The organism is Pelagibius sp. CAU 1746, assembly GCF_039839785.1.
Taxonomy (GTDB): domain Bacteria; phylum Pseudomonadota; class Alphaproteobacteria; order Kiloniellales; family Kiloniellaceae; genus Pelagibius.
Genome location: NZ_JBDOQT010000001.1, coordinates 2,711,748 through 2,738,264 on the forward strand (window position 1 = coordinate 2,711,748; position 26,517 = coordinate 2,738,264).

At 61.7% G+C, this 26,517-nt stretch carries 29 protein-coding genes and 1 tRNA gene; 23 read left to right on the plus strand and 7 right to left on the minus strand.

Annotated features, from left to right (window positions below):
• The first annotated feature begins 2 nt into the window (after positions 1 to 2).
• The 7 genes from AAFN88_RS12860 to AAFN88_RS12890 all read left to right on the plus strand — a co-directional run bounded on the left by AAFN88_RS12860 (position 3) and on the right by AAFN88_RS12890 (position 5,367).
• Positions 3 to 1,850, plus strand: coding sequence for a hypothetical protein (locus AAFN88_RS12860; RefSeq protein WP_347520713.1), 1,848 nt, complete (start codon positions 3 to 5; stop codon positions 1,848 to 1,850).
• A gap of 9 nt (positions 1,851 to 1,859) precedes the next feature.
• Positions 1,860 to 2,591 (plus strand): hypothetical protein, encoded by a 732-nt coding sequence (locus AAFN88_RS12865; protein ID WP_347520714.1) that lies wholly within the window; start codon positions 1,860 to 1,862, stop codon positions 2,589 to 2,591.
• An 80-nt stretch (positions 2,592 to 2,671) separates the two neighbouring features.
• Positions 2,672 to 3,430 carry a class I SAM-dependent methyltransferase gene (locus AAFN88_RS12870; RefSeq protein WP_347520715.1) on the plus strand — a complete coding sequence of 253 codons (759 nt, stop codon included), beginning with the start codon at positions 2,672 to 2,674 and terminating at the stop codon, positions 3,428 to 3,430.
• Between the two features lie 616 nt (positions 3,431 to 4,046).
• A complete protein-coding gene (locus AAFN88_RS12875; protein WP_347520716.1) occupies positions 4,047 to 4,364 on the plus strand; it encodes a hypothetical protein in 318 nt (105 codons plus the stop codon).
• Positions 4,348 to 4,611 carry a hypothetical protein gene (locus AAFN88_RS12880; RefSeq protein ID WP_347520717.1) on the plus strand — a complete coding sequence of 88 codons (264 nt, stop codon included), beginning with the start codon at positions 4,348 to 4,350 and terminating at the stop codon, positions 4,609 to 4,611. Before AAFN88_RS12875 ends, AAFN88_RS12880 begins: the two co-directional genes overlap by 17 nt.
• A 115-nt stretch (positions 4,612 to 4,726) precedes the next feature.
• Positions 4,727 to 4,891, plus strand: coding sequence for a hypothetical protein (locus AAFN88_RS12885; protein ID WP_347520718.1), 165 nt, complete (start codon positions 4,727 to 4,729; stop codon positions 4,889 to 4,891).
• A gap of 5 nt (positions 4,892 to 4,896) precedes the next feature.
• Positions 4,897 to 5,367 carry a hypothetical protein gene (locus tag AAFN88_RS12890; protein ID WP_347520719.1) on the plus strand — a complete coding sequence of 157 codons (471 nt, stop codon included), beginning with the start codon at positions 4,897 to 4,899 and terminating at the stop codon, positions 5,365 to 5,367.
• A gap of 79 nt (positions 5,368 to 5,446) precedes the next feature.
• On the opposite strand, the gene AAFN88_RS12895 is transcribed toward AAFN88_RS12890, so the two are convergent.
• Together AAFN88_RS12895 and AAFN88_RS12900 are read right to left on the minus strand one after the other, a co-directional pair.
• Positions 5,447 to 6,418: a nitronate monooxygenase gene (locus AAFN88_RS12895; RefSeq protein ID WP_347520720.1), complete on the minus strand. Its 972-nt coding sequence runs from the start codon at positions 6,416 to 6,418 to the stop codon at positions 5,447 to 5,449.
• 235 nt (positions 6,419 to 6,653) lie between these two features.
• On the minus strand, positions 6,654 to 7,163 hold the full coding sequence (locus tag AAFN88_RS12900) for a hypothetical protein (protein ID WP_347520721.1): 510 nt from the start codon (positions 7,161 to 7,163) through the stop codon (positions 6,654 to 6,656).
• A 485-nt stretch (positions 7,164 to 7,648) separates the two neighbouring features.
• On the opposite strand from AAFN88_RS12900, the gene AAFN88_RS12905 reads away from it, so the two are divergent.
• From AAFN88_RS12905 to AAFN88_RS12920, 4 genes are all read left to right on the plus strand, one after another.
• The gene (locus AAFN88_RS12905) at positions 7,649 to 8,527 is read left to right on the plus strand and encodes a LysR family transcriptional regulator (protein ID WP_347520723.1); all 879 of its coding nucleotides are present in this window, start codon (positions 7,649 to 7,651) and stop codon (positions 8,525 to 8,527) included.
• Between the two features lie 101 nt (positions 8,528 to 8,628).
• Positions 8,629 to 8,721, plus strand: a tRNA-Ser gene (locus AAFN88_RS12910).
• 429 nt (positions 8,722 to 9,150) lie between these two features.
• Positions 9,151 to 10,755, plus strand: coding sequence for a peptidoglycan DD-metalloendopeptidase family protein (locus tag AAFN88_RS12915; protein ID WP_347520724.1), 1,605 nt, complete (start codon positions 9,151 to 9,153; stop codon positions 10,753 to 10,755).
• Positions 10,739 to 11,245 carry a polymer-forming cytoskeletal protein gene (locus AAFN88_RS12920; RefSeq protein ID WP_347520725.1) on the plus strand — a complete coding sequence of 169 codons (507 nt, stop codon included), beginning with the start codon at positions 10,739 to 10,741 and terminating at the stop codon, positions 11,243 to 11,245. Before AAFN88_RS12915 ends, AAFN88_RS12920 begins: the two co-directional genes overlap by 17 nt.
• 9 nt (positions 11,246 to 11,254) lie before the next feature.
• Here AAFN88_RS12920 and AAFN88_RS12925 read toward each other — a convergent pair whose 3' ends face one another.
• The 3 genes from AAFN88_RS12925 to AAFN88_RS12935 form a co-directional block, all read right to left on the minus strand.
• Positions 11,255 to 12,274, minus strand: coding sequence for a threonine/serine dehydratase (locus AAFN88_RS12925; RefSeq protein WP_347520726.1), 1,020 nt, complete (start codon positions 12,272 to 12,274; stop codon positions 11,255 to 11,257).
• 24 nt (positions 12,275 to 12,298) lie between these two features.
• The gene (locus AAFN88_RS12930) at positions 12,299 to 12,997 is read right to left on the minus strand and encodes a haloacid dehalogenase type II (RefSeq protein WP_347520727.1); all 699 of its coding nucleotides are present in this window, start codon (positions 12,995 to 12,997) and stop codon (positions 12,299 to 12,301) included.
• 66 nt (positions 12,998 to 13,063) lie between these two features.
• Positions 13,064 to 15,049: a lytic transglycosylase domain-containing protein gene (locus AAFN88_RS12935; protein WP_347520728.1), complete on the minus strand. Its 1,986-nt coding sequence runs from the start codon at positions 15,047 to 15,049 to the stop codon at positions 13,064 to 13,066.
• Between the two features lie 175 nt (positions 15,050 to 15,224).
• Between AAFN88_RS12935 and dapA the strand changes: the two genes are divergently transcribed.
• A complete protein-coding gene (gene dapA / locus AAFN88_RS12940; RefSeq protein WP_347520729.1) occupies positions 15,225 to 16,112 on the plus strand; it encodes a 4-hydroxy-tetrahydrodipicolinate synthase in 888 nt (295 codons plus the stop codon).
• 18 nt (positions 16,113 to 16,130) lie between these two features.
• Positions 16,131 to 16,595, plus strand: a complete 465-nt coding sequence (gene smpB / locus AAFN88_RS12945; protein ID WP_347520730.1) for an SsrA-binding protein SmpB — start codon at positions 16,131 to 16,133, stop codon at positions 16,593 to 16,595.
• On the opposite strand, the gene AAFN88_RS12950 is transcribed toward smpB, so the two are convergent.
• Positions 16,569 to 17,216: a uracil-DNA glycosylase gene (locus AAFN88_RS12950; protein WP_347520731.1), complete on the minus strand. Its 648-nt coding sequence runs from the start codon at positions 17,214 to 17,216 to the stop codon at positions 16,569 to 16,571. The two genes, smpB and AAFN88_RS12950, sit on opposite strands and share 27 nt — an antisense overlap.
• 15 nt (positions 17,217 to 17,231) lie before the next feature.
• Positions 17,232 to 17,861 (minus strand): NYN domain-containing protein, encoded by a 630-nt coding sequence (locus tag AAFN88_RS12955; protein ID WP_347520732.1) that lies wholly within the window; start codon positions 17,859 to 17,861, stop codon positions 17,232 to 17,234.
• Between the two features lie 207 nt (positions 17,862 to 18,068).
• Here AAFN88_RS12955 and folK point away from each other — a divergent pair, with 207 nt between their 5' ends.
• The 10 genes from folK (at position 18,069) to recO (ending at position 26,478) form a co-directional block, all read left to right on the plus strand.
• The gene (gene folK / locus AAFN88_RS12960) at positions 18,069 to 18,572 is read left to right on the plus strand and encodes a 2-amino-4-hydroxy-6-hydroxymethyldihydropteridine diphosphokinase (RefSeq protein WP_347520733.1); all 504 of its coding nucleotides are present in this window, start codon (positions 18,069 to 18,071) and stop codon (positions 18,570 to 18,572) included.
• 115 nt (positions 18,573 to 18,687) lie between these two features.
• Positions 18,688 to 19,053 (plus strand): DNA-directed RNA polymerase subunit omega, encoded by a 366-nt coding sequence (rpoZ, locus tag AAFN88_RS12965; RefSeq protein ID WP_347520734.1) that lies wholly within the window; start codon positions 18,688 to 18,690, stop codon positions 19,051 to 19,053.
• Between the two features lie 154 nt (positions 19,054 to 19,207).
• On the plus strand, positions 19,208 to 21,352 hold the full coding sequence (locus AAFN88_RS12970; RefSeq protein ID WP_347520735.1) for a bifunctional (p)ppGpp synthetase/guanosine-3',5'-bis(diphosphate) 3'-pyrophosphohydrolase: 2,145 nt from the start codon (positions 19,208 to 19,210) through the stop codon (positions 21,350 to 21,352).
• A 34-nt stretch (positions 21,353 to 21,386) separates the two neighbouring features.
• Entirely contained in the window at positions 21,387 to 21,998 is a 612-nt protein-coding gene (locus AAFN88_RS12975) for a DUF2062 domain-containing protein (RefSeq protein ID WP_347520736.1), read from the plus strand.
• Entirely contained in the window at positions 21,995 to 22,765 is a 771-nt protein-coding gene (locus AAFN88_RS12980) for a pyridoxine 5'-phosphate synthase (protein ID WP_347520737.1), read from the plus strand. The genes AAFN88_RS12975 and AAFN88_RS12980 overlap by 4 nt, the downstream gene beginning before the upstream one ends.
• A 29-nt stretch (positions 22,766 to 22,794) precedes the next feature.
• A complete protein-coding gene (acpS, locus tag AAFN88_RS12985; RefSeq protein WP_347520738.1) occupies positions 22,795 to 23,202 on the plus strand; it encodes a holo-ACP synthase in 408 nt (135 codons plus the stop codon).
• Positions 23,203 to 23,364: 162 nt separating this feature from the next.
• A complete protein-coding gene (gene lepB, locus AAFN88_RS12990) occupies positions 23,365 to 24,075 on the plus strand; it encodes a signal peptidase I (RefSeq protein ID WP_347521669.1) in 711 nt (236 codons plus the stop codon).
• Positions 24,062 to 24,799, plus strand: coding sequence for a ribonuclease III (gene rnc / locus AAFN88_RS12995; RefSeq protein ID WP_347520739.1), 738 nt, complete (start codon positions 24,062 to 24,064; stop codon positions 24,797 to 24,799). The genes lepB and rnc overlap by 14 nt, the downstream gene beginning before the upstream one ends.
• Positions 24,796 to 25,707, plus strand: coding sequence for a GTPase Era (gene era / locus AAFN88_RS13000; protein WP_347520740.1), 912 nt, complete (start codon positions 24,796 to 24,798; stop codon positions 25,705 to 25,707). The genes rnc and era overlap by 4 nt, the downstream gene beginning before the upstream one ends.
• A 27-nt stretch (positions 25,708 to 25,734) precedes the next feature.
• The gene (gene recO / locus AAFN88_RS13005; protein ID WP_347520741.1) at positions 25,735 to 26,478 is read left to right on the plus strand and encodes a DNA repair protein RecO; all 744 of its coding nucleotides are present in this window, start codon (positions 25,735 to 25,737) and stop codon (positions 26,476 to 26,478) included.
• Positions 26,479 to 26,517 lie beyond the last annotated feature (39 nt).

The following is a 26,517-nucleotide window of genomic DNA, read 5'->3' on the forward strand; positions in this document are numbered from 1 at the left end:
GCATGACGATCTCTACCACGACGGCCAAGAGCCGCTATGCCGGCGACGGCACGACGACCAGCTTTCCCACAGGCTTCAAGTTCCTCGACAACGACCACGTGCGGGTCGTGTTGCGCAGTGCCGTCGGCGGCGAGACCCTCTGGACCGAAGGCAGCGAATACGCCCTGAGCGGCGCCGGGGCGCCGGGCGGCGGCACGGTGACGGTGAACACCAGCCCGACCGACTACACCCCGGCCGCGGGGGAGACCCTGGTGGTGAAGCTGGCCGTGCCGGCACGCCAGGAAACCTCCCTGCCGCTGGGCGGGGCCTTTCCCTCCACCGCCGTCGAAGGCATGGCCGACCTGGCCGCCCTGCGCGACCAGCAGGTCGAGGAGTCGCTGAGCCGGGCGCTGAAGTTCAAGGAGAGCACTGCGCTGGCCGACGTGGAGTTCCCGGAGCCGGAGGCGGGGAAGATCCTGGGGGTGAAGCCTTCCGGGACCGAGCTGGAATGGCAGATCCCGCAGGAGGCGGCGGTGCCCTCCGGCGGCACCACCGGCCAGGCACTGCGCAAGGCCTCTGACGAAAGCTACGACGCCGAATGGTTCACGCTCGGCGCTCTGGCGGTGGTGAATACCATCGCCGCGGCGCAGATCGACGACGACGCTGTGGGCAACGCCAAGCTGTCAAACATGGCCGAGGCGACCCTCAAGGGCCGGGCGGCCGGAGCAAGCGCCGGCGACCCGCAAGACCTGACGGCGGCGCAACTGCGCACGATCCTGCAGACGGTGGATGGTGCGGGGTCCGGTCTCGACGCGGACCTTCTGGACGGCTTGGAGGCGGCGGCCTTTGAGCTGTCGGGCAACAAGGGTGTGGCCAATGGTTATGCCGCGCTCGACGGCGGCGGCAAGGTGCCGACGGTGCAGTTGCCGGACGCCGTGCTTGGCGCATTGCAGTATCAGGGCGCCTGGAACGCCGCGACGAACGCGCCGGCGCTCTCCGGCAGCGGCGGGGGCGGCAGCCAGGGCCATTACTACCGTGTCTCGGCGGCGGGGACGACGAGCCTCGACGGCGTTTCTCAGTGGAGCGTCGGGGACTATGTCGTCAACAATGGCGCCGCCTGGGAGAAGATCGACAACACGGACCAGGTCGTTTCCGTGCATGGCCGGCAAGGCGCCGTCGTCGCGAACAGCGGTGACTACAATGCCGGGCAGATTACCAATACGCCATTCGGTGGCGTCTCGGCGACAACGCTGCAGGCGGCGATCAATGAGCTCGATAGTGAAAAGCTGAGCGCGGGCCACGCCGGAAGCGGTGGTAGCGCGCATTCCAATGTGGTCGCAAGTGGAGCCGCAGGCTTTATGACCGGCAGCGATAAAGCCAAGCTGGACAGCATCGCTGCCGGGGCGGATGCCAATCCAGCCGTTGCAGGCCAAGTACAGGCCGAAGACGGCGCCAACACCACTCAGTACACCTGGACTCCGCAAAGGGTCCACCAGGCAGCGAAGGATGCAGTTCCCATCACTTTGATCGTCGCTGTCGGCGACGAAAGCACTGCGCTGACCACCGGCATCGGCAAGGTGACCTTCCGCCTCCCTCATGCCATGACCCTGAGCGGGGTGCGCGCTTCTTTGACGACGGCTTCCAGCTCCGGCGTCGTTTCGATCGATATCAATGAAGGCGGCTTGTCGGTGCTCTCCACGGTCATCACCATAGATGCCAATGAAAAAACCAGTACCACGGCGGCCACTGCCGCGGTGATCAGTGACAATAGCCTGGCCGATGACGCTGAGATTACTATCGACATCGATGCCGCCGGCACCAACGCCACCGGCCTCAAGATTGCGCTCATCGGTTATAAGACGGCGACATAGGAGGTAGGTATGGGCTTTCTCATCAACCCGGCCCGGTTCATCGCGACGGGAAGCGCTGAATGGACGCTGGAACAGTCAGCTTTCAACACTGTGAACGCCTACTCTACCGGGCAGGAAACACTAGCAGCGGTATTTGGTAGCGCTCCGACTGAGGGCAATCTCATCGTCGCTTGTTACGCCTCTACGGACTCTGGGTATCTAGATCACGCCTCTCCTTCTATCAACGATCTCGCTGTCGCCATTGACCAAGCCCTAAACATGGGGTCGCCGGATAACGACTTTCTATCGAACGGCATTCACTACAAGGTGGCAGGTGCTTCCGAGACTTCGACCTTCACGATGGATTTTGGTGTCGGCAACGGGCAGGACAATATGTCGCTGTTTCTCATGGAGTGGTCGGGGAACGCTTCTAGTGGGTTGCTAGAGGGAACACCAGGATCGGCGTCCCTGATCAGCGGTACCAAGCAAACGACCTCTTCATCGGGGTCGACGACCACTTCCAACAATAATTGCCTACTTGTGGCTTCTCACGGAGTCAGTGAAGGGCCCATTTCGTTCTCTTGGAATAACGGCTTTGTAAGTCGTCGTGAGTACGGCCTAAACGTGACGGGTGTTGATATTGGTCATGGGGTGGCCACCAAGATCGCAGATGCCGCCAGCCACAGCACCGTTCTGACCATGTCGGGCGGGGGCGGGGCTGCTTTCGTTGGCGGGGCAATTGCTGCCTTCAACTCCGCATAGCGGGATGTCGTGAACAATCAAAGGTTGACATCTTATCTGGTAGGAACAAGCATTTGGTTTTCCACCCTGAGAGGAACAAAGTGACTAACGTTCGCCCATCGTACTCTTTGGCGGCTCGCTCCTACCACGCCAGAACCCCTTATATCCCGGCGTTCTTCAAGTTCTTCGCGGCCAAACTGATCCATTGCCGCGACACCTCATTGCTTGATCTCGGAGCTGGGCCGGGTCCGTTGGCTGCGGGGTTCGCGCCTTATGTGAGCCGCGCAGTTCTTCTCGATTCCGACCCGTCAATGCTGGGTGAAGCGCGCTGCCGACGCTATGCCCTTGGTTGCGAGGTCACCTTTCTGGAATGCCCGATAGAGTTGATGCCGGAGGATGCAGGTGATTTCGATCTTGTTACCATTGGCCGGGCGCTCCACTGGCTTCCGCGCGAGGCGACACTAAAGCAGCTTTCCCGTCATGTCCGCGCCGGTGGCCACGTTATCGTCTGCGAGTCTGGCACCGTTGCACCCGAAACACCGTGGTATCCGGCCTTCCGCGCGGCACGCCATGGAACTTTTTCAGGCAAGGCGAGGGATCTTGGTCGGACGGCGCCGGCGTTTTTCTCGGACACTGACTTCCGGAACCTAGGTGAACGCGTCTGGCGCGCTGAGAACAGGATATCGGTAGATACCTTGGTCGAGCGAATGTTCTCATATTCATTGTCCGGGCGTGACAAGCTGGGTGACGAGGCCGCAGCCCGGGAGGCGCAGCTACGCGAGAGCCTGGCACCCTATGAAACCCCACAGGGCGTGCACGAGGTCATCTATAACAGGGCTTTGGTCTTTCGCCGGATATAAGCATCCCAAATCCCTCTTATTTTCGCAGAGCTCGCGAAAGCGGGTTTTTTCGTTGTTGATATCGATGTCCAACCCAAGCGGCCTCGACTGGTCGTAGTATCCCAATTTTGTCGAGTTGGAGATTCGCTGCTCTTGCAGCTGTGGTCATGCCGACACGCTCCCCGATTCATGGAGCAGCTTTGGTTGCTCAGGAGCGTACCTGACCTCCCTGCTGCCATGAATTGGGGCGTCCGCTGTGAGGTCCACGGCACGGCGACTAGTGGAAGTGGCGAACGTGTCCTTAGGACGATGTCGATCTCCGTCTCTGTGACGAGTCTGCTCGCTCGCCGATGCCCATCACTGGTGCAATCCCACGTAACGGTCTGAAACAGATGATGCCGCTGGAGAGTCGCTTCGTCCAGCTTGGGTTAGCTGCCGAATGCGATCGCTTCTGGCGCTGGCGGCCGTGACCTATCGATGACGGCTGCAGCCAAAGCGGATAGACCAGACAGCGTTCAGCACCGCTACCGGTTCTTGTTTTGGCGCGATCAACCTCAGTTTGGCTCGCTGACGACAGGAAGGAGTTGAATCGCCTGGCTCGAAAAGGAGTCCCCAGTCCGCTGAATAGGAGTGCCAGATGACTCTTAGAGATTGGCCGCCTCTGGCGGCTGTGATCCCCATAGCATTGAGTGCAATCGGTCTGCCGGCGCCCGCTGGTGCCATCACGCTGCAGTGCGTGCCGCGCGAGGCGATCTTTGAGAACCTTGAACGGTCGAGCGGCGAGGTGCCGGCGCATGCCGGGGTGACGTCGACTGGCGCCCTCTTCGAGGTGCTGGTGAGCCCGGACGGCTCGTGGACGGCCTTCTTTACCTTTCCGGACGGGCTGACCTGTCCGGTGGCGACGGGCGAGGGCTGGCGCAGGGCGCCGGCGAGCGATCATGACCCTGCGGCTTAACATGGGTGAGGACCGTATCGCGCGCGAGCAGGCCGGGATTGCCAACCAGAAGATCGACGCGCACGAAGACCGTTGCAGCGAACGCTGGCGCGAAGCCCGCGACGAGATGAAAGACCTGCGCCAACGCATCTTCGAAACCCGCACGGCCATGGAGCAGGGACACCGCCGGCTGACCGGCTGGGTCATCGGTGGCCAAGGCAGCATCATCCTGCTGCTCGCGGGCGTTCTGCTCTCCAAGACCCTTTAGTCACCGGGCTCCCGCCTGCCTGTCCGGCATCTCTTTCGCCGGCCTGGGCATCGCACCGTCGGGTGCTTCTGCCGTCTGACGACACCTTCTTTATCGCAACCATCATGGAGAGATCATGTTCACCGCCTACGACAAGGCGGCGGCCGCCGCTATCGGTACCGCCGCTACCACAGTCATCGCCGCGCTCACGACCCTGGACCCGGAGGTGGTCGGCGCCATTGGCACGCTGATCACCACCGGTCTGGTGTGGCTGATCCCCAACAAGCGATCGGCGGGGTAGCTCTCATGCAAATAAGGATGCTTCGTGGCGTCGCTGCCGCCGTAGCCTGCGGACTTCTGCTCGGTGCCTGCAGCACTTTCGGGCCGACCGGGCAGCAGTCCCTCGATCCGAAAGACCGCAAGGAAGGTACGGAGGGCAGCTACAGCCCTTTCAACTGGTCGCCGGCCAACTATGCCGGCCTGACCGCCGGGCGCATTGTCTATCCCGGTGTCGACGGCGGCCCACCGGTTGTGGCGGAATGGCTTTCGGGCAAGGAAGCCGAGAGCGCGACGCTCAGCTTCGCGACGCCGGACGGCAACGTCATCACCTACAGCGCCGGGGGGCTCAAAGCCTTCGAAGGGCAATTGGCACGGGCCCAGGTGGAAAGCGACCTGGCCGAACAGCTATCCGACCTCTGGGAGAACATTACCCCTGAGATCCAGGCCGGGATGGTGGACGCGATCTGCCTTTATATTACCAAAGGCTTGTGTAGCTAATCGCTTTCCTTCGCGTTTGTCAGCAGCAATGGGGTCGCCCTAGGGCGGCCCCATTTTTTTTGTGCCTTTTTTGCCGGTTTTAGCTGGCCAAAAAGCGACTGCTCTTGCTGAGCAACGCGTGTGTCTCCGATACGGTCGCCTCGATGATATCGCGCGCGGTCTCGATGCTCACGACGAGATCGAGGGCTTCTCCGGCGATGAGCACGCGGGTGGAGAAGTCATCTGGGTCGGACGCCTCGTAAATCGCCTGCTGTGCCGCCGCCTCATCTTTCAGACCGTCGATATTCCCGTGCCAGCGGTTGAGGAAGTTGTTGGCGACGATGCGGCCCGTGAAGTGCCAGGGCCAGTCGACACCGCGGGCGATGTCAAAGACCTTGGAACGGACCGTGTCGTCACCTCCAGTGGCGACGAGAGCGGCTTTCGCTGCGGCCGTGCCATCCGCCTCGGTAGTGGCCCAGAAACGAGTACCCATCATTACTCCATCGGCGCCCAGCATGAGCGTGGCGGCGAGACCGCGTCCGTCGGCGATGCCCCCTGCGGCGAGGATGATCTGCTCCGGACCCGCCAGGTCCCGGGCCGCCGGGAGAAGGGCAGTGAGGCCGCGGTCCATCCCGTGCCCGCCAGCCTCCTGGCCCTGGACCACCAGAACGTCGACCCCGGCCCGCAGGGCCTGTTCGGCCTGGCTCAACCGCTGGATCTGCCACAGGGTCGGCACGTCGGCGGCCTTCGCCGCTGCGACGATATCCTCGGCGTCGCCGAAGGAGACCATCAAACCGGCCGGCGCGCGTGCCAAGGCAGCTTCAATGACGTCGGGTTGCTGAGCCACGCTCCAGGTAATGAAGCCGACGCCGACACGCTGGTTGCCGGCCTCCGAAATGGCCTGGTCGAGCCAGGTTGCTTCGCCGTAGCCGCCTCCGATAAGGCCGAGGCCCCCAGCGGCCGAGACGGCCGCGGCCAGGCGGCCGCCAGCGACCTTGTCCATGGGGGCGAGGGCGATGGGGTGTTCGATCCCAAAGCGTTCGGTGAAGCGGGTCGTCAGTCTTTTTCTCATGTGCCTAGCATTGCACCAGGCTGCAGGCACCTGAACTGCAAATTTGACGAATTTGCTATCGGTTATTCAGATGAATGATCAGTCGCTTCGCCAGACCACATCATGTGCGAGCGGTCGCCACAACACGCTGATACTTGCCCGGACGTCCCGCCTGTCCGAAGACGCATACAGCGGCAGGTTGGCTGGCTTCAGGGGGGCGATGTCATCCCGCTAGATGGGGCTACAGTCATCCCCATTAGGCGAGGTTATCCAACTGCGGGCGCATGGCCTTGAGTACCCGGCTGCAGGCATCGATCAACACGTCGACCTCGTTGCGGCTCATCGGAGTGGAAAGAGCCGCCGAACCAGTATAAATCACCATGATTCCTTCGTCATAGAGACGTGCGACCATGGTACCGATGGCGGCCTTTTCCTTCGCCGTCTGGAATGTCTGGCGGAAGTTTCCGGGCGGCGTCGGCTTCAGATGTATCCTGAAGAGCGAGGCAGAGCCGGTAACGCAGGCGGGGATATCCAACGTCCGAAACAGCTTGGTCAGGCCCGATCGTGCGTAGTCTCCAAGCGCGTTCAGAGACCGCACTTCATCTTCCTGGAAGTACTTGAGCGCTGTGAAACCGGCCGTCATGGTGACGAGACGGCCTTCGAGATCGACGGCTTCCGCCGTCAGTGCCTGCTGAAGGGGACGGACGAGATCGGGCTGAGCCTGACCAACGAAGACAGCATCGCTGACTTTGAAGCAAGTCGCCATAAGTCAATGCCTTGGCTTGAATGAGTTGTTCGCTGTTCAAGCTGCATTGTTCCGGTAAGGGAGGCCATTTGCCCGACCGGGCGCGACCGGGGCCTGCGCCGTACAGGCCTGTTTCCGATCTCGGCTCTTTGCCCAGCAAGTCGCTTCACGAGCCGCTGGAGTGGGCTTCGAGGTTCGGCTTGCGGCGACTTGATGCTCTGCTCGAACTGGCCTCCACCTGATGATCGGCGCGCCGCACAGCGCAGAGCTTGTGGCGCGTGTTCAGGTCGGAAGTTCGCCGACCGGCGGCTTTTGCCGCCGGCTGAACTGGCCGTTGCCAGTGGGCCCCCTCTATCGGTAGCCGCATCAGGGCGAAGAACATCGGCGATCCGGCCCGAGGAGTGCCAAGAAGCGGAGGCTGACAGGTTGATAGGCCGGAGAGGTGGGCTGGATGGGAGTCATTAATAGTGATTGTTCCTATATGATTCCATCTATAAAATAGATTGATGGATGTGTTGCTCCTCCGCACCATGGTGTCAGTGGCCGATCACGGCAGCTTTTCGGCTGCTGCCGTGGCTATGAATTGCGTCCAGTCCAACATCACGACCCGCATCCGTCGCCTGGAAAGCCATTTCGGCCAAGCGTTGTTCGAGCGCGGCAGGGGTGGGGCGCGGCTGACCGCCTTCGGGCAGAGCGCTTATGAGCGGGCTGTGGCGCTGCTCGCCCAATTCGAGGCGGTCGAGCGCGACCTGATGGATGTCGCCGGCAGTGCGGCGCCATTGCGGCTTGGGGCCATGGAAACCGCCGCGGCCGCGCGTTTGCCCGCGGTATTGAAGAAGCTGAGGGCGCGTTGCCCGAAGGCGCCGATATCCCTTCAGACCGGGCCGACCGCCCGCCTTCTGGGGCTGCTGTGGGACCGCAAGGTAGATGCGGCCTTCGTTGCCGCACCGGTGGATGCCGACCGCTTCACCAGCGTTCCGGCCTTTCAAGAGCGTCTGGTCGTGGTCTCTGGTGTCTCCGGTCGGCTCCAGGGGCCGCTCCTTGCTTTTACCCAAGGCTGCAGCTATCGGGCGAGGGCTGAAACCTGGCTGCGGGAAACGGGTCATAGCGACACAGAGGTGGTGGAGATGGGCTCGTTCGACGGCATTCTGGGCTGCGTCGAGGCAGGAATGGGGTTCGCCGTGGCGCCCGAGCGGGCCGTCCGCCGGCGCCCTGTGCAGAGTGCGCTGAAGATCGAGGCATTGCCTAGCCCGTTCGCCGAGATTGAAACCCGCCTTGCTATGCGGCACGACTATCAGCCCATCACCGCAGCCAAGGCCCTGTTGGAGATCCTGGCAGGGTATGGGACCGGTTGCGAGGACGGGGCCGGCGAGGGGGAAAACTGACGCTATTGACGCTTATCCGGACCAAATCGCACTCCTGCTGCACTTTGGGCTTGCGTCACTACCCGGCAAGACGTTAGGAAATCAGCCGCTTTTCCCGGCGAGGACAGGTGGCCGAGTGGCTGAAGGCGCTCCCCTGCTAAGGGAGTATGTGGTTAAAAGCCGCATCGAGGGTTCGAATCCCTCCCTGTCCGCCAATTTCCCCATGCCGCCCGTGGCACGGGACGGCGAATCTTCCAGATATTTCCGACATTAGCGCCAAAGCCGCCGCTCGCCGCGGCCGCGTTAAGGCGGGGTTAACGCTGTTACCTCTTGATGACACAGCAGTTTCGTCACCGCTTCACGATGTCTTAGGAATCGGCCTTCATACTTGCTTCAGGAATGCGGTGCGGATACGTTAGCGGCGTCTTAACCAAGCGGTTTCAATCAAAGGTTCTGCCTTTTTTCGAGGGCTGATCCCGGGGGAAACCTATAAAGGCACCGACCGGCGCAGTTCGCTATCGCCCTGAAGTTGTTTGGGAAATGAAGCGGCGATTGCGCTGAATTGCGTGAGAGAAGCGTACTCGCCATGTCCAGCCGCGGCGAGTGACCGCTTCATTTGCGTGACAGGGAGGACGTGCCACGACATGTGGATGGGCGTGAAGGCCAGGGTTGCTGACCTTCTGAATCAGGTCTTTGTACCGCGCGAAATGATCCTGCGCGCGAATGACCGTGTGACGGTCATTCGGCTGCCTGTCCGTACGCAAAAACTGGTGGCTTTGGCCGTTGTGACATTGTTGGGCTGGTCGATCGTCGCCAGCGGTGCCCTGGTTATTCAAAACCTGGTGATCGCCGGCAAGAATCAGACGATCGATGAGCACAAACTTGCGTACTTCGAGCTGCTGCAAGAAGTCTCGGAGTATCACCAGCAGTTCGCGCAGATCACCCAGAACCTGGAAAGCAATCAGGCCTTCCTGCTGTCCATGCTGGAGAGCGGTGCGGAGGCCGAGGCCAATATTGCCGCCATCGAGCAGCATCTCAAGGGCAGCAAAACCGAGGAAAACCGGGTCACGGTCGCCAGCGGTGGACTGCGCGAGAAGCTCCAGCGTTTCGAGGATGATCTGCACGAAATCGTCGGCCGCAATCTTGAGCTCCGTTCCCAGGTGGCTTCCATGCGCGATGTGCTGTCGGACACGGAAGCCGAGAAGGACCGCGTGGCTGAAGCCCGGGAGATGCTGGGGCAGCGCCTGCAGGAAGTCGAAGAGTCTTTGGCGCGGGTGAGTGAGGAGAAACGCCAGCTCGCCCTCACGGTGACCGAGTTGCGCACCGATATTGCCAGATCCCGCGAGCAGCTGGCTGTGGCACAATCCGTCGAAGGCGATCTGAAGGGCGAGATCACGCTGCTGGACAGCCAACTGGTCGAGGCGGGCAAGCGGCGCGATGGCCTGGAGCGGGAGATCGCGGCCCTACAGGATTCGCTCGGAAATGCCATCCACCGAGGGGACGGCCTGCAAGGCGATCGCGAGGATCTGCGCACAGAGGTCGCCGAGCTGCGCCAACGCATGGTGGATATGCGTCAGGCCCAGCACAGCATCGTCCAGAGGCTGCGCGACCGCACCGAACTGAGCGTCGACACGATGGAGCGGACGGTGGCCATGACCGGCTTGAAGCTGGACGACCTGCTGGCATCGATCGGCGATCTCGGCAATTCTCAGGGCGGCCCCTTCGTCGCCGGCGACTACACCGGCGATTTTGACGGCGACGCGGAGCTGGAGATCGCCCTGTCGCTGCTGGACCTGAGGCTCAGCCGCTGGTCCGCTTTGCAGCGCGTCATGCGTACCCTGCCGCTTAGCGTGCCTCTGGAGCAATACCAGTTGAGCAGCGGCTTCGGTACCCGTACCGACCCGATCAACGGGCGCAAGGCGACGCACCGCGGTCTTGATTTCCGTGCACCGGTGAAGACTCCGGTCTATGCCACCGCGCCCGGGAAGGTGATTTTTGCTGGCTGGAGCGGTCCCTTCGGGCGCATGGTCGAGATTGACCATGGCCACGGCGTCCGTACGCGCTATGCACACCTAAAAAAGATTCTTGTCAAATCGGGGCAGCAGGTTGCTAATCGTGAGAAGATCGGATTGGTCGGCTCCTCGGGCCGCAGCACCGGTCCACATTTGCATTATGAAGTGCGCTACAAAGGCGTTCCGCTAAACCCAAAGAAGTTCCTCACGGCAGGTAAGCATGTTTTCAAAGACTAAAGACAGCACGAGCACTCCCGAGCCGATGACTTCAACCTCCTCGGAAACCAAGCGAAGCACCTCTCAGAGTGGGGTGCCGTCGATCATCAGTGCGGATCTTCGAATCACTGGAAATCTGAAGAGCGATGGCGACATCCAGGTCGACGGCAACGTCGAGGGCGATATCGACAGCGCGACCCTGACCGTAGGTGAGGGGGCCCACGTCAAGGGGCATATCAGCTGTGAGACGGTCCGGATTCATGGCACCATCGACGGTGCGGTCAAGGCGAAGTCGGTGGTCATGGCGAAAACCGCTCGGGTGATCGGCGATATCATTCACGATAGCTTGGCGATCGAAGCCGGTGCCTTCATCGAAGGCAATATCAAACGTCTGGAAGGTGCAGGCCGTTCGTCGGCTCCATCGAGCAGCACTTCCGTGGCGTCCAGCGGTTCCGCTTCCTCCGGGGGCGCTTCGGGATCCGCCGCTGCGGCAAAGCCGGTGGCTGGCTGAGCGCGTGCGCTAGTCGTCCTCGGAGAGGATGGCACAATAGAGTTCGGCATCGACGTTGCCGCCGGAGAGGGTCAGCCCTAGCACGCGGTCGGCGACGTCGATCTTGCCTGCCAAGACCGCAGCCAGGCAAACGGCGCCGCCCGGTTCGACGACCAGCTTCAGAGTACGGAACGCGTACCGCATCGCTGCTTTGACTTCAGTGTCGGTGACTGTAAGTCCGCCGCTCGCTATACGTTGATTGACCGCGAAGGTAATGTCTCCGGGCGTCGGTGAGAGCAAGGCATCGCAGATGGATGGCGCGGCGTCGCCGTGCGGTACCGGGTGTCCGGCCTCGAAGGACAGGCGAGTGTCGTCGTAGCCTTGCGGCTCGACGACGAAGAGTTGGGTGCTCGGCGAGAGGGCCTCAAGAGCCAGCGCACAGCCCGCAGTGAACCCGCCGCCGCCACAGCAGACCAGCAGCCTATCCAGTTTGGTCTCTCGGGCCGTTGCTTCCTCGAAGATTTCCAGGCCGCAAGTCCCCTGACCGGCGATGACGCCGGGGTCGTCGTAAGGCTTTACCAGCGTGGCTTTGCGATCGGCGGCAATTGCCAATCCGATTTCTTCGCGCGATTCTTTATAGCGGTCATAGAACACCACCTCGGCGCCATAACCTCGCGTATTTTCGACCTTGATCGCCGGGGCGTCCGCCGGCATGACGATGACCGCCGGCAAGCCTAAGAGAGCCGCCGCGGCCGCTACTCCCTGGGCGTGGTTTCCGGACGAATAGGCGACGACCCCACCGGCCTTGTCCCGATCGGGAATCTGACTGATCCGGTTGAAGGCCCCACGGAATTTGAAAGACCCAGTGCGCTGCAGGGTCTCCGCCTTCATCAAGACACGCCCGCCGACGGCGGCGTTCAGAGCCGGTGATTCGATGAGTGGAGTGCGAACGGCGAGCCCCCGCAGCCGCGTGGCGGCAGCCTTCACGTCCTCGAAGGTGGGGAGGTCGGCAGGAGCAGAAGTATCGGATGGCTGTATCATCTGTGTCATGGAAGGAACCGTGTTCTCATTTGTTCAGGCAATTCCGAGAAGCGGAGGCAGGTCGTCGAGCCGGTGAATAACCGTTGCCAGATCGCCGGGTAGGCGTTCTACCTCACGGTTGAAGCGGTTGATCCAGGCGACCCGAAAACCGAAATGGGCGGCCCCCTTCGCATCCCAGCCGTTGCTGGAGAGGAAGCATACTTCCTGCTTCTTTACACCCAGACGATCAAGCGTCAATTGGTAAACGCGGGGATCGGGCTTGTAGATTCCCACTTCTTCGACGGAGAGGCTGGCATCCAGAAGGCGGTCCAGGCCCGCAGACTCCACGGCGGCCTCCAGCATTCTGGGGCTGCCGTTCGACAGTATCGCCGTTTGCAGTCCGTTTGCCTTGAGGGTTTGGAGCGTGGACTTCACCTCTTCATAGGCATCCAGTTGCAGATACAAGTTCATGAGTCTTTCATGCAGGTTGGAATCCGTCACCCCATGTGACGATAGGGCGAAGTCCAGACCGTCGGAAGTTACTTGCCAGAAATCGGCATGCACCCCCATAAGGCTGCGCAGCCAAGTGTACTCGAGTTGTTTCTGGCGCCACAGATCGGATACGGCATCGGCTTTATCGCCCAGGGCCTGTCCACCGTTCCGCACTGCCGAGTGAACGTCGAAAAGGGTTCCGTAGGCATCGAAAACGCAAGCTTTGATGGAAGCGTATTCAGGCAGCCGGTCGATGGGCATGAAGTTGATTCCCTGACTTGTCGATTATCTCAGACGGCGCCCCCCCGATCGGGGCCTGACTGTTCCCTAAGATCCGGCCGGCGAGATCTGGAGGGCCCAGCGTTGCGGTTGCTTGGGCTGGCCTTCCCTGTAGACGACCAGGCTCTCCAGAATGCGCTGTACGTAATTACGCGTCTCACTGAAAGGGATGCGCTCGATCCAGTTGATCGCGTCGACCTTGGGGTCTCTTGGGTCGCCATATTCCTTGATCCAACGCTCGGCGCGCGCCGGACCTGCATTGTAGGCGGCCAGAGCCAGGATATAGGATCCGTCGAACTGCTCCAAAAGCTCCTTGAGAAAAGCTTGGCCGAGGCGGAGATTATAGTCGGGATCGCTGGTCAAGCGGTCACGATTGAAAGGGATTCCGAGGCCGCGCGCCGTCTGACGCGCGGTTGCCGGCATCAGTTGCATGAGGCCGAGTGCGCCGACGGGACTGCGGGCTTTGGGGTAGAATTCGCTCTCCTGCCGCATGACTGCCAGCACGAGCGCCGCCTCCGGAGCCGGCCCCACGGGCAACGCTCGCTTTGGGTAGAGAAGAAGATGTAGGTCATGACCGTTTCGCCGGGCGGTCTTGGCTGTACGAATTGCCAAGTCCTGACGCTCCACCTCATTGGCCAGTTCGATGATAAGACGATGATCGAACTCGTCTTTCGCGTCTTGGCGAAGCCGCGCGAAGAACAGGTTCTGCAGGCGGGGTTGATCCAGCTCTCCGAGGAGGCGGATTGCGGCGACGAGTTCGCTGGCCTCGAATGCCGCGCGCCGTGGCGCCGGCATGGCGGTCAAGGCGGCCAGGACAGGCTGTCGTTCGACGCCCATGCGCTGACTGGCGAGTTGACCATAGAATGTCGCCGGGTAAGCCGCCGCTTTCCCGTACCACTGCATCGCGTCCTGCGTCCGCCCGAGCTCGCTGGCGGCCTCGCCGGCCCAGAAAGCACCCCGCGACTTGCTGATTTCCGACGAGACGCCGTCGTGCAGGCGGATGAAATGTTCGTAGGCGACCGCGGGCTTCTTAAGATAGCGCAGCGCCATCCAGCCACCGAGCCATTCCCCTTCGGCGAAGGCGGCGCCTTCGTCATTTCCATGCCGCGCGCTGATGCGGTAGGCGAGATCGAAGTCGTTACGATCTAGAGCACGCCATACGACCCAGTTCCGCAACCGCCACCAAGCGGAGTTCTCTGCTGTGCCGGCCGGTAAGCTGTCCAGCAATTCGACAACACCTTCCAAGCGCCCCCGGCGCTGGCGCCAGACGGCCCGCTCATAGATAAGGCCGGGATCGGCGCTCAGGTGCGATGGGACGCGGCCGATGAGGGCGTCGACCCCCGGCCGGTTGCCGATCAGGGCCAGGCGGGCACGGGCAAGGGCTGCAGGGCCAGGGGGCACACGCGATATCTGCCGGCGGGCCGCCGTGGTGCGATGATCCCAGAGCAGCCGGTCCATGCGCGCGATCTCGTCCTCCTTGGTCAGCACGCTCCTGAATCGTTTTCGGAAAGCGTCTTCTTCCTGGCCATCGAAATCGACGCTAACCCAGTACTGCCGAGCGGCTGTCCGCGCCCGGATCTGCTGACCGCTATCCCAAAGGGCCCCTGCATGGAGTAGGGCACCGTGCCCGGTAATCGGCAAGCGCTCTCCGAACCAGGCCAGGACCTGGGCAGCCGGCAAGGTGTCAGGCAGGACTTCTTCTGCGTTCCGGTAGAGATTGTAGAGCCCGGGCCAACCTGGATTTGCCGCCAGGAAGTCAGAAATCTCGCTGAAGCTGTGGCCGGATTCCCGGCGTCCGAGGTTTCGCCATGCGACGATCTTGGAGGCGAGGGCGTGGCTGCCTTGGCGTGCCAAGGCCAGAGCCCGGTCGTGCTGTCCGTTCTCGAAAAGCGTCAGGGCGGAGGCGAAGAGTTGACGGTCGGTTGCTGTCAGCTTTTCAGCGCTGGCCCCCGTGGCCGGTGCAGCGGCCACCACCAGAAGGCCGACAAGGGCGAGAAGAAAGGCCTTGGCGCTCTTGCCGAATTGCGGGACCACTGCGGACTCCGACTGCTTTCCGAAAGACGGCTGAGGGTAATGTGAGCGGTGGCCCGCTCGCAAGGGCCGCAGCTTGTCTGCGCCGCTTGCTCCCAAACGATGCAAGGGCTATGTTCCCCGGTCACCGGGCCCGCTGTGGGCCGCGGAAAACCTAGTGATTTCAGGGAATTTGATCATGTCCGGCCCTTTGTTTTCGGGCTCCATCACCGCGCTTATCACACCTTTTCGTGATGGGCAGCTGGATGAAGATGCCTTTCAGCGCTTCGTAGAGTGGCAGATCGAGGAAGGAACGAGCGCACTGGTCTCCTGCGGGACGACGGGGGAATCCCCGACGCTGAGCCATGAGGAAGACATGCGCGTAACGGCCCTTTGCATCGAGGCTGCGAAAGGCAAAGCGCCGGTGATCGCCGGGACAGGGTCGAATTCCACCGACGAGGCCATCATGCTGACGCGCCACGCGAAGGAGGTCGGCGCCGATGCTGCGCTTGTGGTGACGCCATATTATAACAAGCCGACCCAAGAAGGGTTGTACCAGCATTACAAGGCGATTCACGATGCGGTCGAGATCCCGATCGTGATCTACAACATTCCCGGACGTTGCATCGTCGATATGTCGGTCGAAACCATGGCGCGGCTGGCGGAGTTGCCAAATATCGTGGGTGTGAAGGATGCGACGGCGGACCTGACCCGCCCGGCGCTGACGAAGGCTGCGATCGGGGATGACTTCGCTCAGCTTTCGGGCGAGGACGCGACGGTCGTTCCGTTTCTGGCCCAGGGCGGGCATGGCTGTATCTCGGTAACCTCCAACGTTGCGCCGCGGCTCTGCGCCGAGCTGCATGCGGCCTGGAAGGACCGCGATCTCGACCGGGTGAGCGAGCTAAACGACCGGCTGATGCCGCTGCATCAGGCTCTCTTCGTCGAATCCAATCCGGCTCCGGTGAAGTACGCCGCCAAGCTGCTGGGGCACTGCGAGGACGAGGTGCGCCTGCCGATGGTACGGATCCAGCCCGGGACCCAGGCGAAAGTCCATTCGGCCATGGTCCACGCCGGGCTCCTCAACTAGGGTAGCGGGACTGGACGCATGAAGGCGGGCGCGAAGCAGGTCGCGGCCCAGAACCGCCGGGCACGCCATGACTATCAGATCGAGGACCGTTTCGAAGCGGGACTGGTTCTGACGGGCAGCGAGGTGAAATCGCTGCGCGGCGGACGGGCGTCCATTGGCGAGGCCTATGTGACGGAGCGAGGTGGCGAGCTGTTCCTGCAGGGCGCTCACATTCCCGAATACGAGGCTGCAACTCACAACAACCATGAACCGCGGCGGCTGCGGAAGCTCCTGGTGCATCGCCGTGAGCTGGCCAAGCTGGTGGGGCAGGTGCGGCGCGAGGGCTACACCCTGGTCCCGCTGGCGATCTACTTCAATCCGCGGGGGGTCGCCAAGTTGGAAGTCGGCCTGGCTCGAGGGAAGCGGAAAGCAGATAAGCGGCAGGACATCAAGTCCCGCGAGTGGGACCGCCGCAAGTCACGTCTTATGAGGGAGCGGGGCTAGTCGCTTCCGGATTTCCGCGAAGACGTCTTCGAACATCGTTTCGGTAAGCCGGCCGGTGTTGGTGTTGTAGCGGGAGCAGTGATAGCTGTCCGCGACTGTCAATCCGTCAAATCGGTGAATGGCGCCGTGTCCGAAGGGATAATGGCTCTTGCGGGCGCCGAGGGTGGTCATGACCACCCCGTGGGAGAGGCTGCCGAGACAGAGTATCATTTCCAGCCGCTTCATCGCCTCGATTTCCTGGACCAGAAAAGGGCGGCAGTTTTTGACTTCGGCCCCAACGGGTTTGTTTTCCGGAGGGACGCAGCGCACGGCGTTGGTGATGCGGCAGTCCACCAAGCGTAGTCCGTCATCGGCCCGGCGTTGATAGCTCCCCTCAGCGAAGCCGAACCTGCCAAGTGTCTGGTAGAGCAGGTCACCGGCGTAATCGCCGGTAAAGGGCCGTCCGGTCTGGTTCGCTCCCTTGAGTCCGGGGGCCAGGCCGACAATCAGCAGCCGCGCGTCAGAAGGGCCAAAGGCCCTTACTGGGGCGTTGTGGAACGTGGGAAAGGCGGCCTGGTTGGCTTCCCGGAAGGCCACGAGGCGAGGGCAGAGCGCGCAGTCGCGGGGCGGCTCGATTTGCATAGCTGGGCCGGACGTCTAGACGGCTTCGTCCTCGTAATAGTCGTCGTCGTCAACGTAGCGGTCCTCGTCGTAGCCGCCCTGGCGCAGGCGTTCTCCGCTGCGGGCGCGGTCGGCGGGAAGCTGCCGGGCGATCTGCGACTGCAACTCGGTCAGGTCGATAAAGACATCTGCTTGCCGCCGCAGTTCATCCGCGATCATCGGAGGTTGGGACCGCAGCGTCGAAACGACGGTGACCCGTCGGCCACGCCGTTGAATGGTTTCCACCAGCCGTCGGAAATCGCCGTCTCCTGAGAACAGCACGATGTGATCCAGGTGGTCGAGCATCTCCATGGCGTCGACCGCCAGTTCGATGTCCATGTTGCCCTTGACCTTGCGCCGGCCTGCTGCGTCGGTGAATTCCTTGGTCGGCTTCGTCACCATCGTGTAGCCGTTGTAGTCCAACCAGTCTACGAGGGGCCGAATAGGCGAGTATTCTTGGTCTTCGACGAGCGCTGTATAGTAAAGGGCACGGACAAGGTTGCATTGATTGGAAAAAATATCCAACAAGCGCTTGTAATCAATATCAAAGCCTAATGCTCGGGCTGTCGCGTAAAGGTTCGCGCCATCAATGAAAAGAGCAACCCGTTCCTGGCTATAGAACTTCATATCTACCCCTTTGAAAGGCTGGCGCTTGGACAGCTTTGGCCAGCCTCACGGAAATCCTGATTCCGAAATACATCCGTTTATGGAGGAAACTGAACTTGCGACTCCCAGCCCGCAAAGATACAGCCGTTTCCATGCTAGATATCTAGGTCTTCACATCATACTCGCAAGAGCTTCAGTATTATCGGTGCAGGATCGGGCCCAGGAAACATGATTCTTATTGCGCTTGGATCGAACCTCCAAACGAAGCAGTTTGGTACTTCGCAGGAATTATTAGAAAACGTTCTTAAGTATATGAGAAAAAAAGAAATTAAGTTGATGGACCGATCTTCATGGTATCGCAGCGCGCCAATCCCGGCTTCGGATCAGCCGTGGTTCGTCAATGGGGTCGCTCAGGTTGCCACGTCGCTTGGGCCCAAGGCCCTGCTGGAGGCCTTGCATGCTGTCGAAAGCGACTACGGTCGTACTCGTTCACGGCGGAACGAAAGCCGGACGCTCGATCTCGATCTGCTGGCATACGAAGACCAGGTGATCGACGAGCCGGACGGTCTGAAGCTGCCGCACCCCAGGCTGCAGGAGCGGGCCTTTGTGCTGATGCCGTTGGCGGAGGTGGCCCCGCAATGGCACCACCCGATAAGCGGCATGACGGCTGCGGAGATGTTGGCCTCGTTACCGCCGGGGCAGCAGGTAGAGCGGATCGTAGAAGGGGCGTGAGTGACGCCTGCCAGAGACCACCTTGGGGCTTGCGAAGCCAGCGGGGGGCTCATATATTCCGCGCCGCTGGGTTTCGATCGGAACCCGGCACACTTATCTGTGGAGAATCGATGGAATGGCGCGCGTAACAGTTGAAGATTGCGTTCTGAAGGTCCCCAACCGCTTCGAGCTGGTGATGAAAGCCGCTCAGCGTGCCCGGGATATCTCCTCCGGTGCGTCGCTGACCGTCGATCGCGACAACGACAAGAACCCCGTCGTGGCACTGCGTGAGATCGCCGACGAGACCGTGAGCTTGGATGCGCTGGGTAACGCCTTGATTCAGGGCCTACAGAAGCAGAGCGAGCAGGATGAGCCCGAGGATGATATCGTCGAATTCGACACGCCGGTGATGCCCGCGGCGGGCGAGGAGGCGCTGCTTCAAGAGGCCGCCCCCGCCGCTCCGGAAGCGGACGACGAAGACGCGGCCGACGAGGACGAGTAGGCAGGACATTGCCCGGGACCGCCTTCGCCCCTTACAAAGGGGGAACGGACCCGATTCCATACCTGAAAACATGTACTTGGCGGCCTGTGCCGGGGCGCGTATGCTGGAATTGTTTTAATTTCGGTAGCGGCGGAAGCCGTAGCTCGGGCGCAGCATGATCCGGCAGTTTGAACTCGTCGAACGGGTCAAATCCTATGATCCGGGAGCGGATGAGGATGCTCTCAACCGCGCCTATGTCTTTGCCATGAAGGCGCACGGATCGCAGAAGCGCGCTTCGGGCGATCCCTACTTCTCCCACCCGATCGAAGTCGCCGGAATCCTCACGGATCTCAAGCTGGATGATTCTTCCATCATCACAGCCCTGCTGCACGATGTCGTCGAGGACACCGAATATACCCTGAGCAATGTCGAGGCGACTTTCGGCAAGGACATTGCACGCTTGGTGGACGGTGTGACCAAGCTGGGTCGTCTGGAGCTCCAGTCGGAAGAGACCAAGCACGCAGAGAACTTTCGGAAGCTGCTGGTGGCGATGTCCGAAGACATTCGGGTGCTGCTGGTCAAGCTCGCCGATCGTCTGCACAACATGCAGACGCTGCATTTCATCTCCTCGCCGGACAAGCGCCGTCGTATCGCGCGGGAGACCATGGATATCTATGCGCCGCTGGCCGAGCGCATCGGTATGCATGGTTTCAAGGATCAACTGGAAGATCTGGCTTTCGCCGAGCTGAACCGGGAAGGCCGCGAGTCCGTTCTGGCGCGCCTCGAATTCCTGCGCGGGCAGGGCCAAGATCTGTCAGATCGCATTGTGGGTGAACTGCGTCAGCGTCTGGCGGAGGAGGGGGTCGAGGCCACGGTTTCCGGCCGCATGAAGACGCCCTATTCGGTGTGGCGCAAGATGCAGCGCAAGAACATCACCTTCGAGCAGCTGTCGGACATCATGGCTTTCCGCGTCGTAGTCGACAGTCTGGGCGACTGCTATCATGCGCTGGGGCTGTTGCATAGCCGTTACCCCGTCGTTCCCGGGCGCTTCAAGGACTATATTTCCACGCCGAAACCGAACGGTTATCGGTCGCTTCATACCACGATCATCGGCCCGGAACGCCAGCGGATCGAAGTTCAGATTCGCACCCGGGAAATGCATGAAATCGCAGAGTTCGGCGTCGCGGCCCACTGGAAATACAAACAGGACAGTCCGCAGGTCGAAGGCCGGCAGTATCGCTGGATGCGGGAGCTTCTGGACATCCTCGAACACGCCGACAATCCGGAGGAGTTCCTGGAGCACACGAAGCTGGAGATGTTCCAGGACCAGGTATTCTGCTTCACGCCCAAGGGGGCTGTGATCGCCCTGCCGAGCGGCGCGACGCCGGTCGATTTTGCCTATGCGGTCCATTCCGAGGTTGGGGATACCTGTGTCGGCGCCAAGGTCAACGGACGCATGGTCCAGTTGCGGGCCCCCCTCCAGAACGGGGACCAAGTCGAGATCATCACTTCCAAGGCCCAGACGCCTTCGCCGGACTGGGAGCAGTTTGTCGTTTCTGGCAAGGCCAAGGCCCGGGTCCGGCGCTTCGTACGGCTGAAGCAGCGCGAACAGTATATGGAACTCGGCCGCCAGATCTTGCAGAAGTCCTTCCGTCAGGAAGGTTACGAGATGACCGACAAGGGTTTGGAATCGGTCCTCAAGCGGTTCAAGGCGGAAACCGTCGGAGATCTCTGTGCGTCCGTCGGCCAGGGGCATCACACCGGACGCGAGATCGTCACCGCGGTCTATCCGGGCGCCAAGGACGACGCCAAGGTCCAGAAGATCGTGCCGATCGCGCGGGCCAGGGCACGCCAGGGCAGGGGGCAGGAAACTTCGGTTCCCATCAAGGGCCTCATTCCCGGTATGGCCGTCCATTACGCCCACTGCTGTCACCCCTTGCCGGGCGACCGGATCGTCGGCATCGTCACCACGGGCAAAGGCGTCACCGTTCACACCATCGATTGCGATACTTTGGAGAGCTTCCAGGCGACGCCGGAGCGTTGGGTCGACCTCTCCTGGGATGTTGACGACGGGCTGGAGCAGCGTATTGGGCGGTTGCATGTCATTATTGCAAACGAACCGGGCAGCTTGGGTAGTTTGTCGACAATCATCGGTAAAAGTCACGGCAATATCAGTAATCTCAAGATTACCAATCGGTCGATTGATTTCTTTGAAATGCTGATCGATGTCGAGGTGACGAGTGTTAAACATTTGTCGAATATTATCGCGGCCTTGCGCGCGATGCCGGTCATTACGTCGGTAGAGCGGGCGAGGGGTTAAGGCTGCGGCCATTTTCGGCTGATAGACTGCAGAAATGTTCAAGCGGCGAACCCCCTTACCATTCCATAAAAAGGCCGGTGCGGTTCTGTGGCCGCGTGGCGGGTGGCGTCGCTCCGGGGCCTATGTGGCGCACAGGTTGCGCCGCTTACCGGGGACGCCTTATCGCATTGCGGCAGGTTTCGCGAGCGGTGCCGCCGTTTCCTTCACGCCTTTCATCGGCCTCCATTTCGTCCTGGCGGCGTTGCTGGCATTGCTGGTGCGCGGCAACATCATTGCCGCCGCGATCGGCACGGCCATCGGGAATCCTTGGACCTTTCCTCTGATATGGATCTGGACTTACTCGCTCGGCAGATGGGTGTTGGGCGCCGACAGCTTGACAGCCTTGCCCGATGACCTTTCATTCCAACATATATTCGAGAATCCGCTGGAAGTGCTTCTGCCCATGGTGGTAGGGGCAATCCCTACGGCCTTGGTGGCGTGGTTTGTGTTCTTCTGGCCACTGCAGAGGACCGTCGCCGGATATCAGAAGGCACGGCGGCGGCGCCTTCGCCGGCGGTTGCGCCAGCGGTCGGCTGCCGGCGGTCTCAGTGAGCCAAAGAAGGGCGCGCGGCCACAAGAAACGAGGAAATACGAGAGGCAGCTATGACGGAATCCCTGCGCCTCGGCGTGAACATCGACCACGTTGCAACCATTCGCAACGCCCGGGGCGGCGGCCACCCCGACCCGGTCCGCGCGGCGCGGCTGGCCGCATCGGCGGGAGCAGATGGGATCACCGCGCACCTGCGTGAGGACCGGCGGCATATCTCCGACGACGACATCGCCAGGCTGACGGATGAGATCGACCTGCCGCTCAACCTGGAAATGGCGGCAACCGACGAAATGCTGGAGATCGCCTTGCGGCATCGCCCCCATGCCGCCTGCATCGTGCCGGAGCGGCGGGAGGAGCGGACCACGGAGGGTGGTTTGGACGCGGCGGGCGGGCACAATCATCTGCAGCACTTCGTCGATAAGCTGAAGAATGCGGGATCTCGGGTTTCGCTGTTTGTGGAGCCTGACCCGGTGCAGCTCGAAGCAGCGGTACGGCTGGGCGCCCCGGTCGTCGAACTGCACACCGGCGCCTACTGCGATGCCTTTGCCGAAGACCCTGAAGGCAGGCAGACAAGAGCCCATCTCGAACGGATACGCAGAGCTGCGGCTCTGGCTGGGGAGTTGGGCCTGGAATGCCATGCAGGGCACGGCCTGACTTTCGATACGGTGGGGTCGGTCGCAGTGATTCCGACCATTGCCGAGCTGAACATCGGACATTTTCTGGTGGGCGAAGCGATCTTCAGCGGCCTGGACAGTGCTATCCGGCGAATGCGGGCACTGATGAACAAGGCCCGTGCCGAGGCCGGCGGCGCGCGCAGCGCCTAGCCAAGCAACAGATTTGTGGAGCGGCGGCGGTGATCTTGGGGTTGGGCAGCGATCTTATCGACATCAGGCGTATCGAGAGGACTCTGGAGCGCTTCGGCGAACGCTTTACTGAACGCGTCTTCACCGACATCGAACGGGCGAAGTCCGACCGGCGTGCCCAGCGGGCGGCGAGCTATGCGAAGCGTTTTGCCGCAAAGGAAGCCTGCGCCAAGGCGCTGGGCACGGGGGTGCCGCGGCGCGGCGTTCATTGGCGGGACCTCGGTGTGGTCAATCTACCCAGCGGCAAGCCGACCATGGCATTGACGCGCGGGGCGGCCGAGCGCCTGGCCAAAATGACCCCTGCGGGGATGAAAGCCCAGATTGACGTAACGATCACAGATGACTATCCCCTCGCTCAGGTTATTGTAATCATCTCGGCGCTTCCTGAAGATGGCTAAGTTCCCTGGTGCGTTCCTGGAAAGAGGTTCCTTCGGCGATGGCAGCCAGGGACCGAAGAAAAAATGGATAGATTGATGCTTAATGAAGGGCCGGGCAGCGATCCGGGAGACAAGACGCCACGAGATGGCGCGAAGGACGCGGGCCAGCCAGGCAGCGCTTGGATGGAGACGTTGCGGACGGTGGTGATTGCGGTTCTGATTGCCGTCGGCGTCAGAACTTTTGCTTACGAGCCTTTCAATATTCCGTCAGGTTCCATGGAGCCGACCTTGCTCGTGGGGGACTATCTTTTCGTCTCCAAACTGTCTTACGGCTACAGCCGCCATTCCCTGCCGTTCGGTTTGCCGCTGTTCAAAGGGCGGATCTTCTCTTCCGAGCCGGAAAGGGGGGATGTGGCGGTCTTTGCCTATCCGAAGGATGACAAGACGGACTACATCAAGCGGATTGTCGGCCTGCCGGGTGACAAGGTCGAGGTGCGCGGAGGCATCCTCTATATCAACGACGTGGCGGCCAAGCGCGAGCTGCTTTCGGCTTCGGAGATTGCGGACCTGCGCTACTACAATCCCTCGGGGCGGCTCTATTATGAAACGCTGCCGAACGGGAGGCGCCATCTCATCCAGGAACTCGGCGACGGTTACGCGCTGGACGACTTCAAGCCGGTGGTCGTGAAGCCGGGGCACTTCTTCGCCATGGGCGACAATCGGGACAACAGCCAGGACAGCCGGGTGCCTGGGGTCGGACAGGTTCCCATGGAGAACCTCGTGGGGCGTGCCGACGTTCTGTTCTTCTCCCACGACGGCGCCAGCCCGTGGTGGCAGGTCTGGACCTGGCCGAGCACCATTCGCTTCGGCCGGATCGGCGATGGTATCGAGTAGCCGGCAGGGTGCGCCCCGGACCGGCGCCAAGAGGGGCGGTGCGCTGTCCCAACTGCAAGACCGGCTTGGGCATCGTTTCGCCGATCAGGACTTGCTCTCGCGCGCCCTGACCCATCCTTCAGTTTCCGCGGACCCCAGCCACCGGGGCGGCGACTATGAGCGCCTGGAATTCCTGGGCGATCGTGTGCTTGGGCTGGTGGTCGCGGAGATGCTGTTCGAACGGTTCCCGGAGGAAGCGGAAGGTCCTTTGGCCCGCCGCCTTGCCAAGCTGGTAGGTAAAGACACCTTGGCTTCCGTGGCTGAGACGCTGGATCTCGGCAACGTCATGCGATTTGCCATGGGTGAAGACGAGAAGCAGGGCCGCAGCAACCCCGGCTTGCTCTCCGATGCCTGTGAGGCGGTGATTGCGGCTCTTTACCTGGATGGCGGCCTGCCGGTGGCACAGGCTTTCATTGTCCGGGCTTGGCGCCAGCGGATCGAAGAGGACCGGGAACCGCCGTCCGATGCCAAGACCGAGCTGCAGGAATGGGCCCAGGGGCACGGGTTGCCGCTGCCACGCTACAGCGAGGTCGATCGCCAGGGGCCGCCGCATGATCCGCTGTTCACCATCAGCGTCGAAGTGGAAGGAAAACGCCCGCAAACCGGAACCGGCCGCTCTAAACGGGCGGCTGAGCAGGATGCGGCGGCACAACTCTTGTCCTTGGTAAAGGAAAAACGAAGATGACTACGGTGGTAGCGCCGCAGCGTTGTGGCTTCGTGGCGGTTGTCGGCGCGCCGAATGCCGGTAAGTCTACGCTTGTGAATCAGCTTGTCGGTGCCAAGGTTTCCATCGTCACTCACAAGGTGCAGACCACACGAACCCGCGTCCGCGGAATCGCCGTTCACGGCGATAGCCAGATCGTCTTCGTCGACACGCCGGGTATTTTCGCGGCCAAGCGCAGATTGGAGCGCGCCATGGTCCAGGCCGCCTGGGCTGGCATCGAAGACGCGGATGTTGTCCTCGTCATTCACGATGCCGGACGCAGGAAGATTTCGGATGATGCGCGACGCGTATTCGAAGGGTTGACCGCGAGCCGCTGCGAACTGGTGCTGGTGCTGAACAAGGTCGACTTGGTCAAGCGGGAGAAGCTGCTGGAACTGGCCGCGGAGCTTTCGGCCATGGCGGATTTCTCAAAGGTCTTCATGATTTCCGCTCTGACAGGCGACGGCCTCGAGGATCTTATGGACTATCTCGCTGGCCGCATGCCGGAGGGCCCTTGGCACTTCCCGGAAGACCAGCTCTCCGACATATCCCTGCGCCTGCTGGCAGCGGAGATCACGAGGGAGAAGCTGTTCCTGAACCTGCACCAGGAACTGCCCTATGCTCTGACGGTGGAAAGCGAAGGCTGGGAGGAGTTCAAGGACGGGTCGATCCGGATTCAGCAGGTTATCTATGTCGGACGGGAGCAGCACAAGGCGATGTGTCTGGGCAAGGGCGGCAAGACCATCCGGATGGTGCGCGAAGCGGCGCAAAAGGAGATGGAGGAAGCTTTCGGACAGCCCGTCCATCTTTTCCTCTTTGTCAAGGTGCGCGAGAATTGGATCAACGATCCTGAACGCTACCGCAATCTCGGGCTGGAGTTCGATGCCTAGGGCCCCTGCCAAAGCCGTGGTGTCGCGATGAAGTGGGAGGATGAGGCGATCGTCCTGGCCGCCCGGCCGCATGGCGAAAGTGCAGCGGTGGTCCAGTTGCTCACTTGTACTCATGGCCGTCATGCCGGCCTCGTCCGGGGGGGACAGACCCCACGCCTGCGCGGGATATACCAATCGGGAAACCGTGTTTCGGCGACCTGGAGCGGGCGCTTGGCGGAACACCTCGGCAATCTGGATTGCGAACTGGAATGTTCGTACATGTCCAGGGTGCTCGATGACTCGGACCGCTTGGCCGCCCTCAGCGCTGCCACGGCTGTCTGTGAGGGGGCGATGCCGGAGCGAGAGCCCCACCCGGCCTGCTACGAGGGGCTGCTCGCTCTGCTGGAAGCCTTGGAAGGCGACCATTGGGCCGAAGTCTATGTGCGCTGGGAACTGGCCTTGCTGGCCGAACTCGGGTTTGGCTTGGACCTGACCCGCTGTGCGGCCGGTGTGGAGAACGACCAGCTTGCCTATGTGAGCCCGCGCTCGGGCCGGGCAGTGTCGTTGTCGGCCGGCACGCCCTACAGGGAGAAGCTCTTAGCCTTACCCGGATTCCTCGTGGGTTATGGGGAAGGGGGGGGCGCCGCGGTCGCGCAAGGATTGGCGCTGACCGGCTTTTTCCTTGAGCGCCACCTTTTCCACCCCCATGATAAGCCCCTGCCGGCCGCAAGGCGGCGCTTCGAGCAGCGCTTTGCCCTGGATGGCGGCGCCGCTCAGGTCACGTCCCAGTAACCCAGAGATCGAATCAACACCGATCCTCAGATCCCATTG

Bases quoted from the DNA above. Each gene is read 5' to 3' on its own strand.
- AAFN88_RS12860 (WP_347520713.1), top strand. From the start codon at position 3: ATGACGATCTCTACCACGACGGCCAAGAGCCGCTATGCCGGCGACGGC.
- AAFN88_RS12865 (WP_347520714.1), top strand. From the start codon at position 1,860: ATGGGCTTTCTCATCAACCCGGCCCGGTTCATCGCGACGGGAAGCGCT.
- AAFN88_RS12875 (WP_347520716.1), top strand. From the start codon at position 4,047: ATGACTCTTAGAGATTGGCCGCCTCTGGCGGCTGTGATCCCCATAGCA.
- AAFN88_RS12880 (WP_347520717.1), top strand. From the start codon at position 4,348: ATGACCCTGCGGCTTAACATGGGTGAGGACCGTATCGCGCGCGAGCAG.
- AAFN88_RS12885 (WP_347520718.1), top strand. From the start codon at position 4,727: ATGTTCACCGCCTACGACAAGGCGGCGGCCGCCGCTATCGGTACCGCC.
- AAFN88_RS12890 (WP_347520719.1), top strand. From the start codon at position 4,897: ATGCAAATAAGGATGCTTCGTGGCGTCGCTGCCGCCGTAGCCTGCGGA.
- AAFN88_RS12895 (WP_347520720.1), bottom strand. From the start codon at position 6,418: ATGAGAAAAAGACTGACGACCCGCTTCACCGAACGCTTTGGGATCGAA.
- AAFN88_RS12900 (WP_347520721.1), bottom strand. From the start codon at position 7,163: ATGGCGACTTGCTTCAAAGTCAGCGATGCTGTCTTCGTTGGTCAGGCT.
- AAFN88_RS12905 (WP_347520723.1), top strand. From the start codon at position 7,649: ATGGATGTGTTGCTCCTCCGCACCATGGTGTCAGTGGCCGATCACGGC.
- AAFN88_RS12915 (WP_347520724.1), top strand. From the start codon at position 9,151: ATGTGGATGGGCGTGAAGGCCAGGGTTGCTGACCTTCTGAATCAGGTC.
- AAFN88_RS12920 (WP_347520725.1), top strand. From the start codon at position 10,739: ATGTTTTCAAAGACTAAAGACAGCACGAGCACTCCCGAGCCGATGACT.
- AAFN88_RS12925 (WP_347520726.1), bottom strand. From the start codon at position 12,274: ATGACACAGATGATACAGCCATCCGATACTTCTGCTCCTGCCGACCTC.
- AAFN88_RS12930 (WP_347520727.1), bottom strand. From the start codon at position 12,997: ATGCCCATCGACCGGCTGCCTGAATACGCTTCCATCAAAGCTTGCGTT.
- dapA (WP_347520729.1), top strand. From the start codon at position 15,225: ATGTCCGGCCCTTTGTTTTCGGGCTCCATCACCGCGCTTATCACACCT.
- smpB (WP_347520730.1), top strand. From the start codon at position 16,131: ATGAAGGCGGGCGCGAAGCAGGTCGCGGCCCAGAACCGCCGGGCACGC.
- AAFN88_RS12950 (WP_347520731.1), bottom strand. From the start codon at position 17,216: ATGCAAATCGAGCCGCCCCGCGACTGCGCGCTCTGCCCTCGCCTCGTG.
- AAFN88_RS12955 (WP_347520732.1), bottom strand. From the start codon at position 17,861: ATGAAGTTCTATAGCCAGGAACGGGTTGCTCTTTTCATTGATGGCGCG.
- folK (WP_347520733.1), top strand. From the start codon at position 18,069: ATGATTCTTATTGCGCTTGGATCGAACCTCCAAACGAAGCAGTTTGGT.
- rpoZ (WP_347520734.1), top strand. From the start codon at position 18,688: ATGGCGCGCGTAACAGTTGAAGATTGCGTTCTGAAGGTCCCCAACCGC.
- AAFN88_RS12970 (WP_347520735.1), top strand. From the start codon at position 19,208: ATGATCCGGCAGTTTGAACTCGTCGAACGGGTCAAATCCTATGATCCG.
- AAFN88_RS12975 (WP_347520736.1), top strand. From the start codon at position 21,387: ATGTTCAAGCGGCGAACCCCCTTACCATTCCATAAAAAGGCCGGTGCG.
- AAFN88_RS12980 (WP_347520737.1), top strand. From the start codon at position 21,995: ATGACGGAATCCCTGCGCCTCGGCGTGAACATCGACCACGTTGCAACC.
- lepB (WP_347521669.1), top strand. From the start codon at position 23,365: ATGGAGACGTTGCGGACGGTGGTGATTGCGGTTCTGATTGCCGTCGGC.
- rnc (WP_347520739.1), top strand. From the start codon at position 24,062: ATGGTATCGAGTAGCCGGCAGGGTGCGCCCCGGACCGGCGCCAAGAGG.
- era (WP_347520740.1), top strand. From the start codon at position 24,796: ATGACTACGGTGGTAGCGCCGCAGCGTTGTGGCTTCGTGGCGGTTGTC.
- recO (WP_347520741.1), top strand. From the start codon at position 25,735: ATGAAGTGGGAGGATGAGGCGATCGTCCTGGCCGCCCGGCCGCATGGC.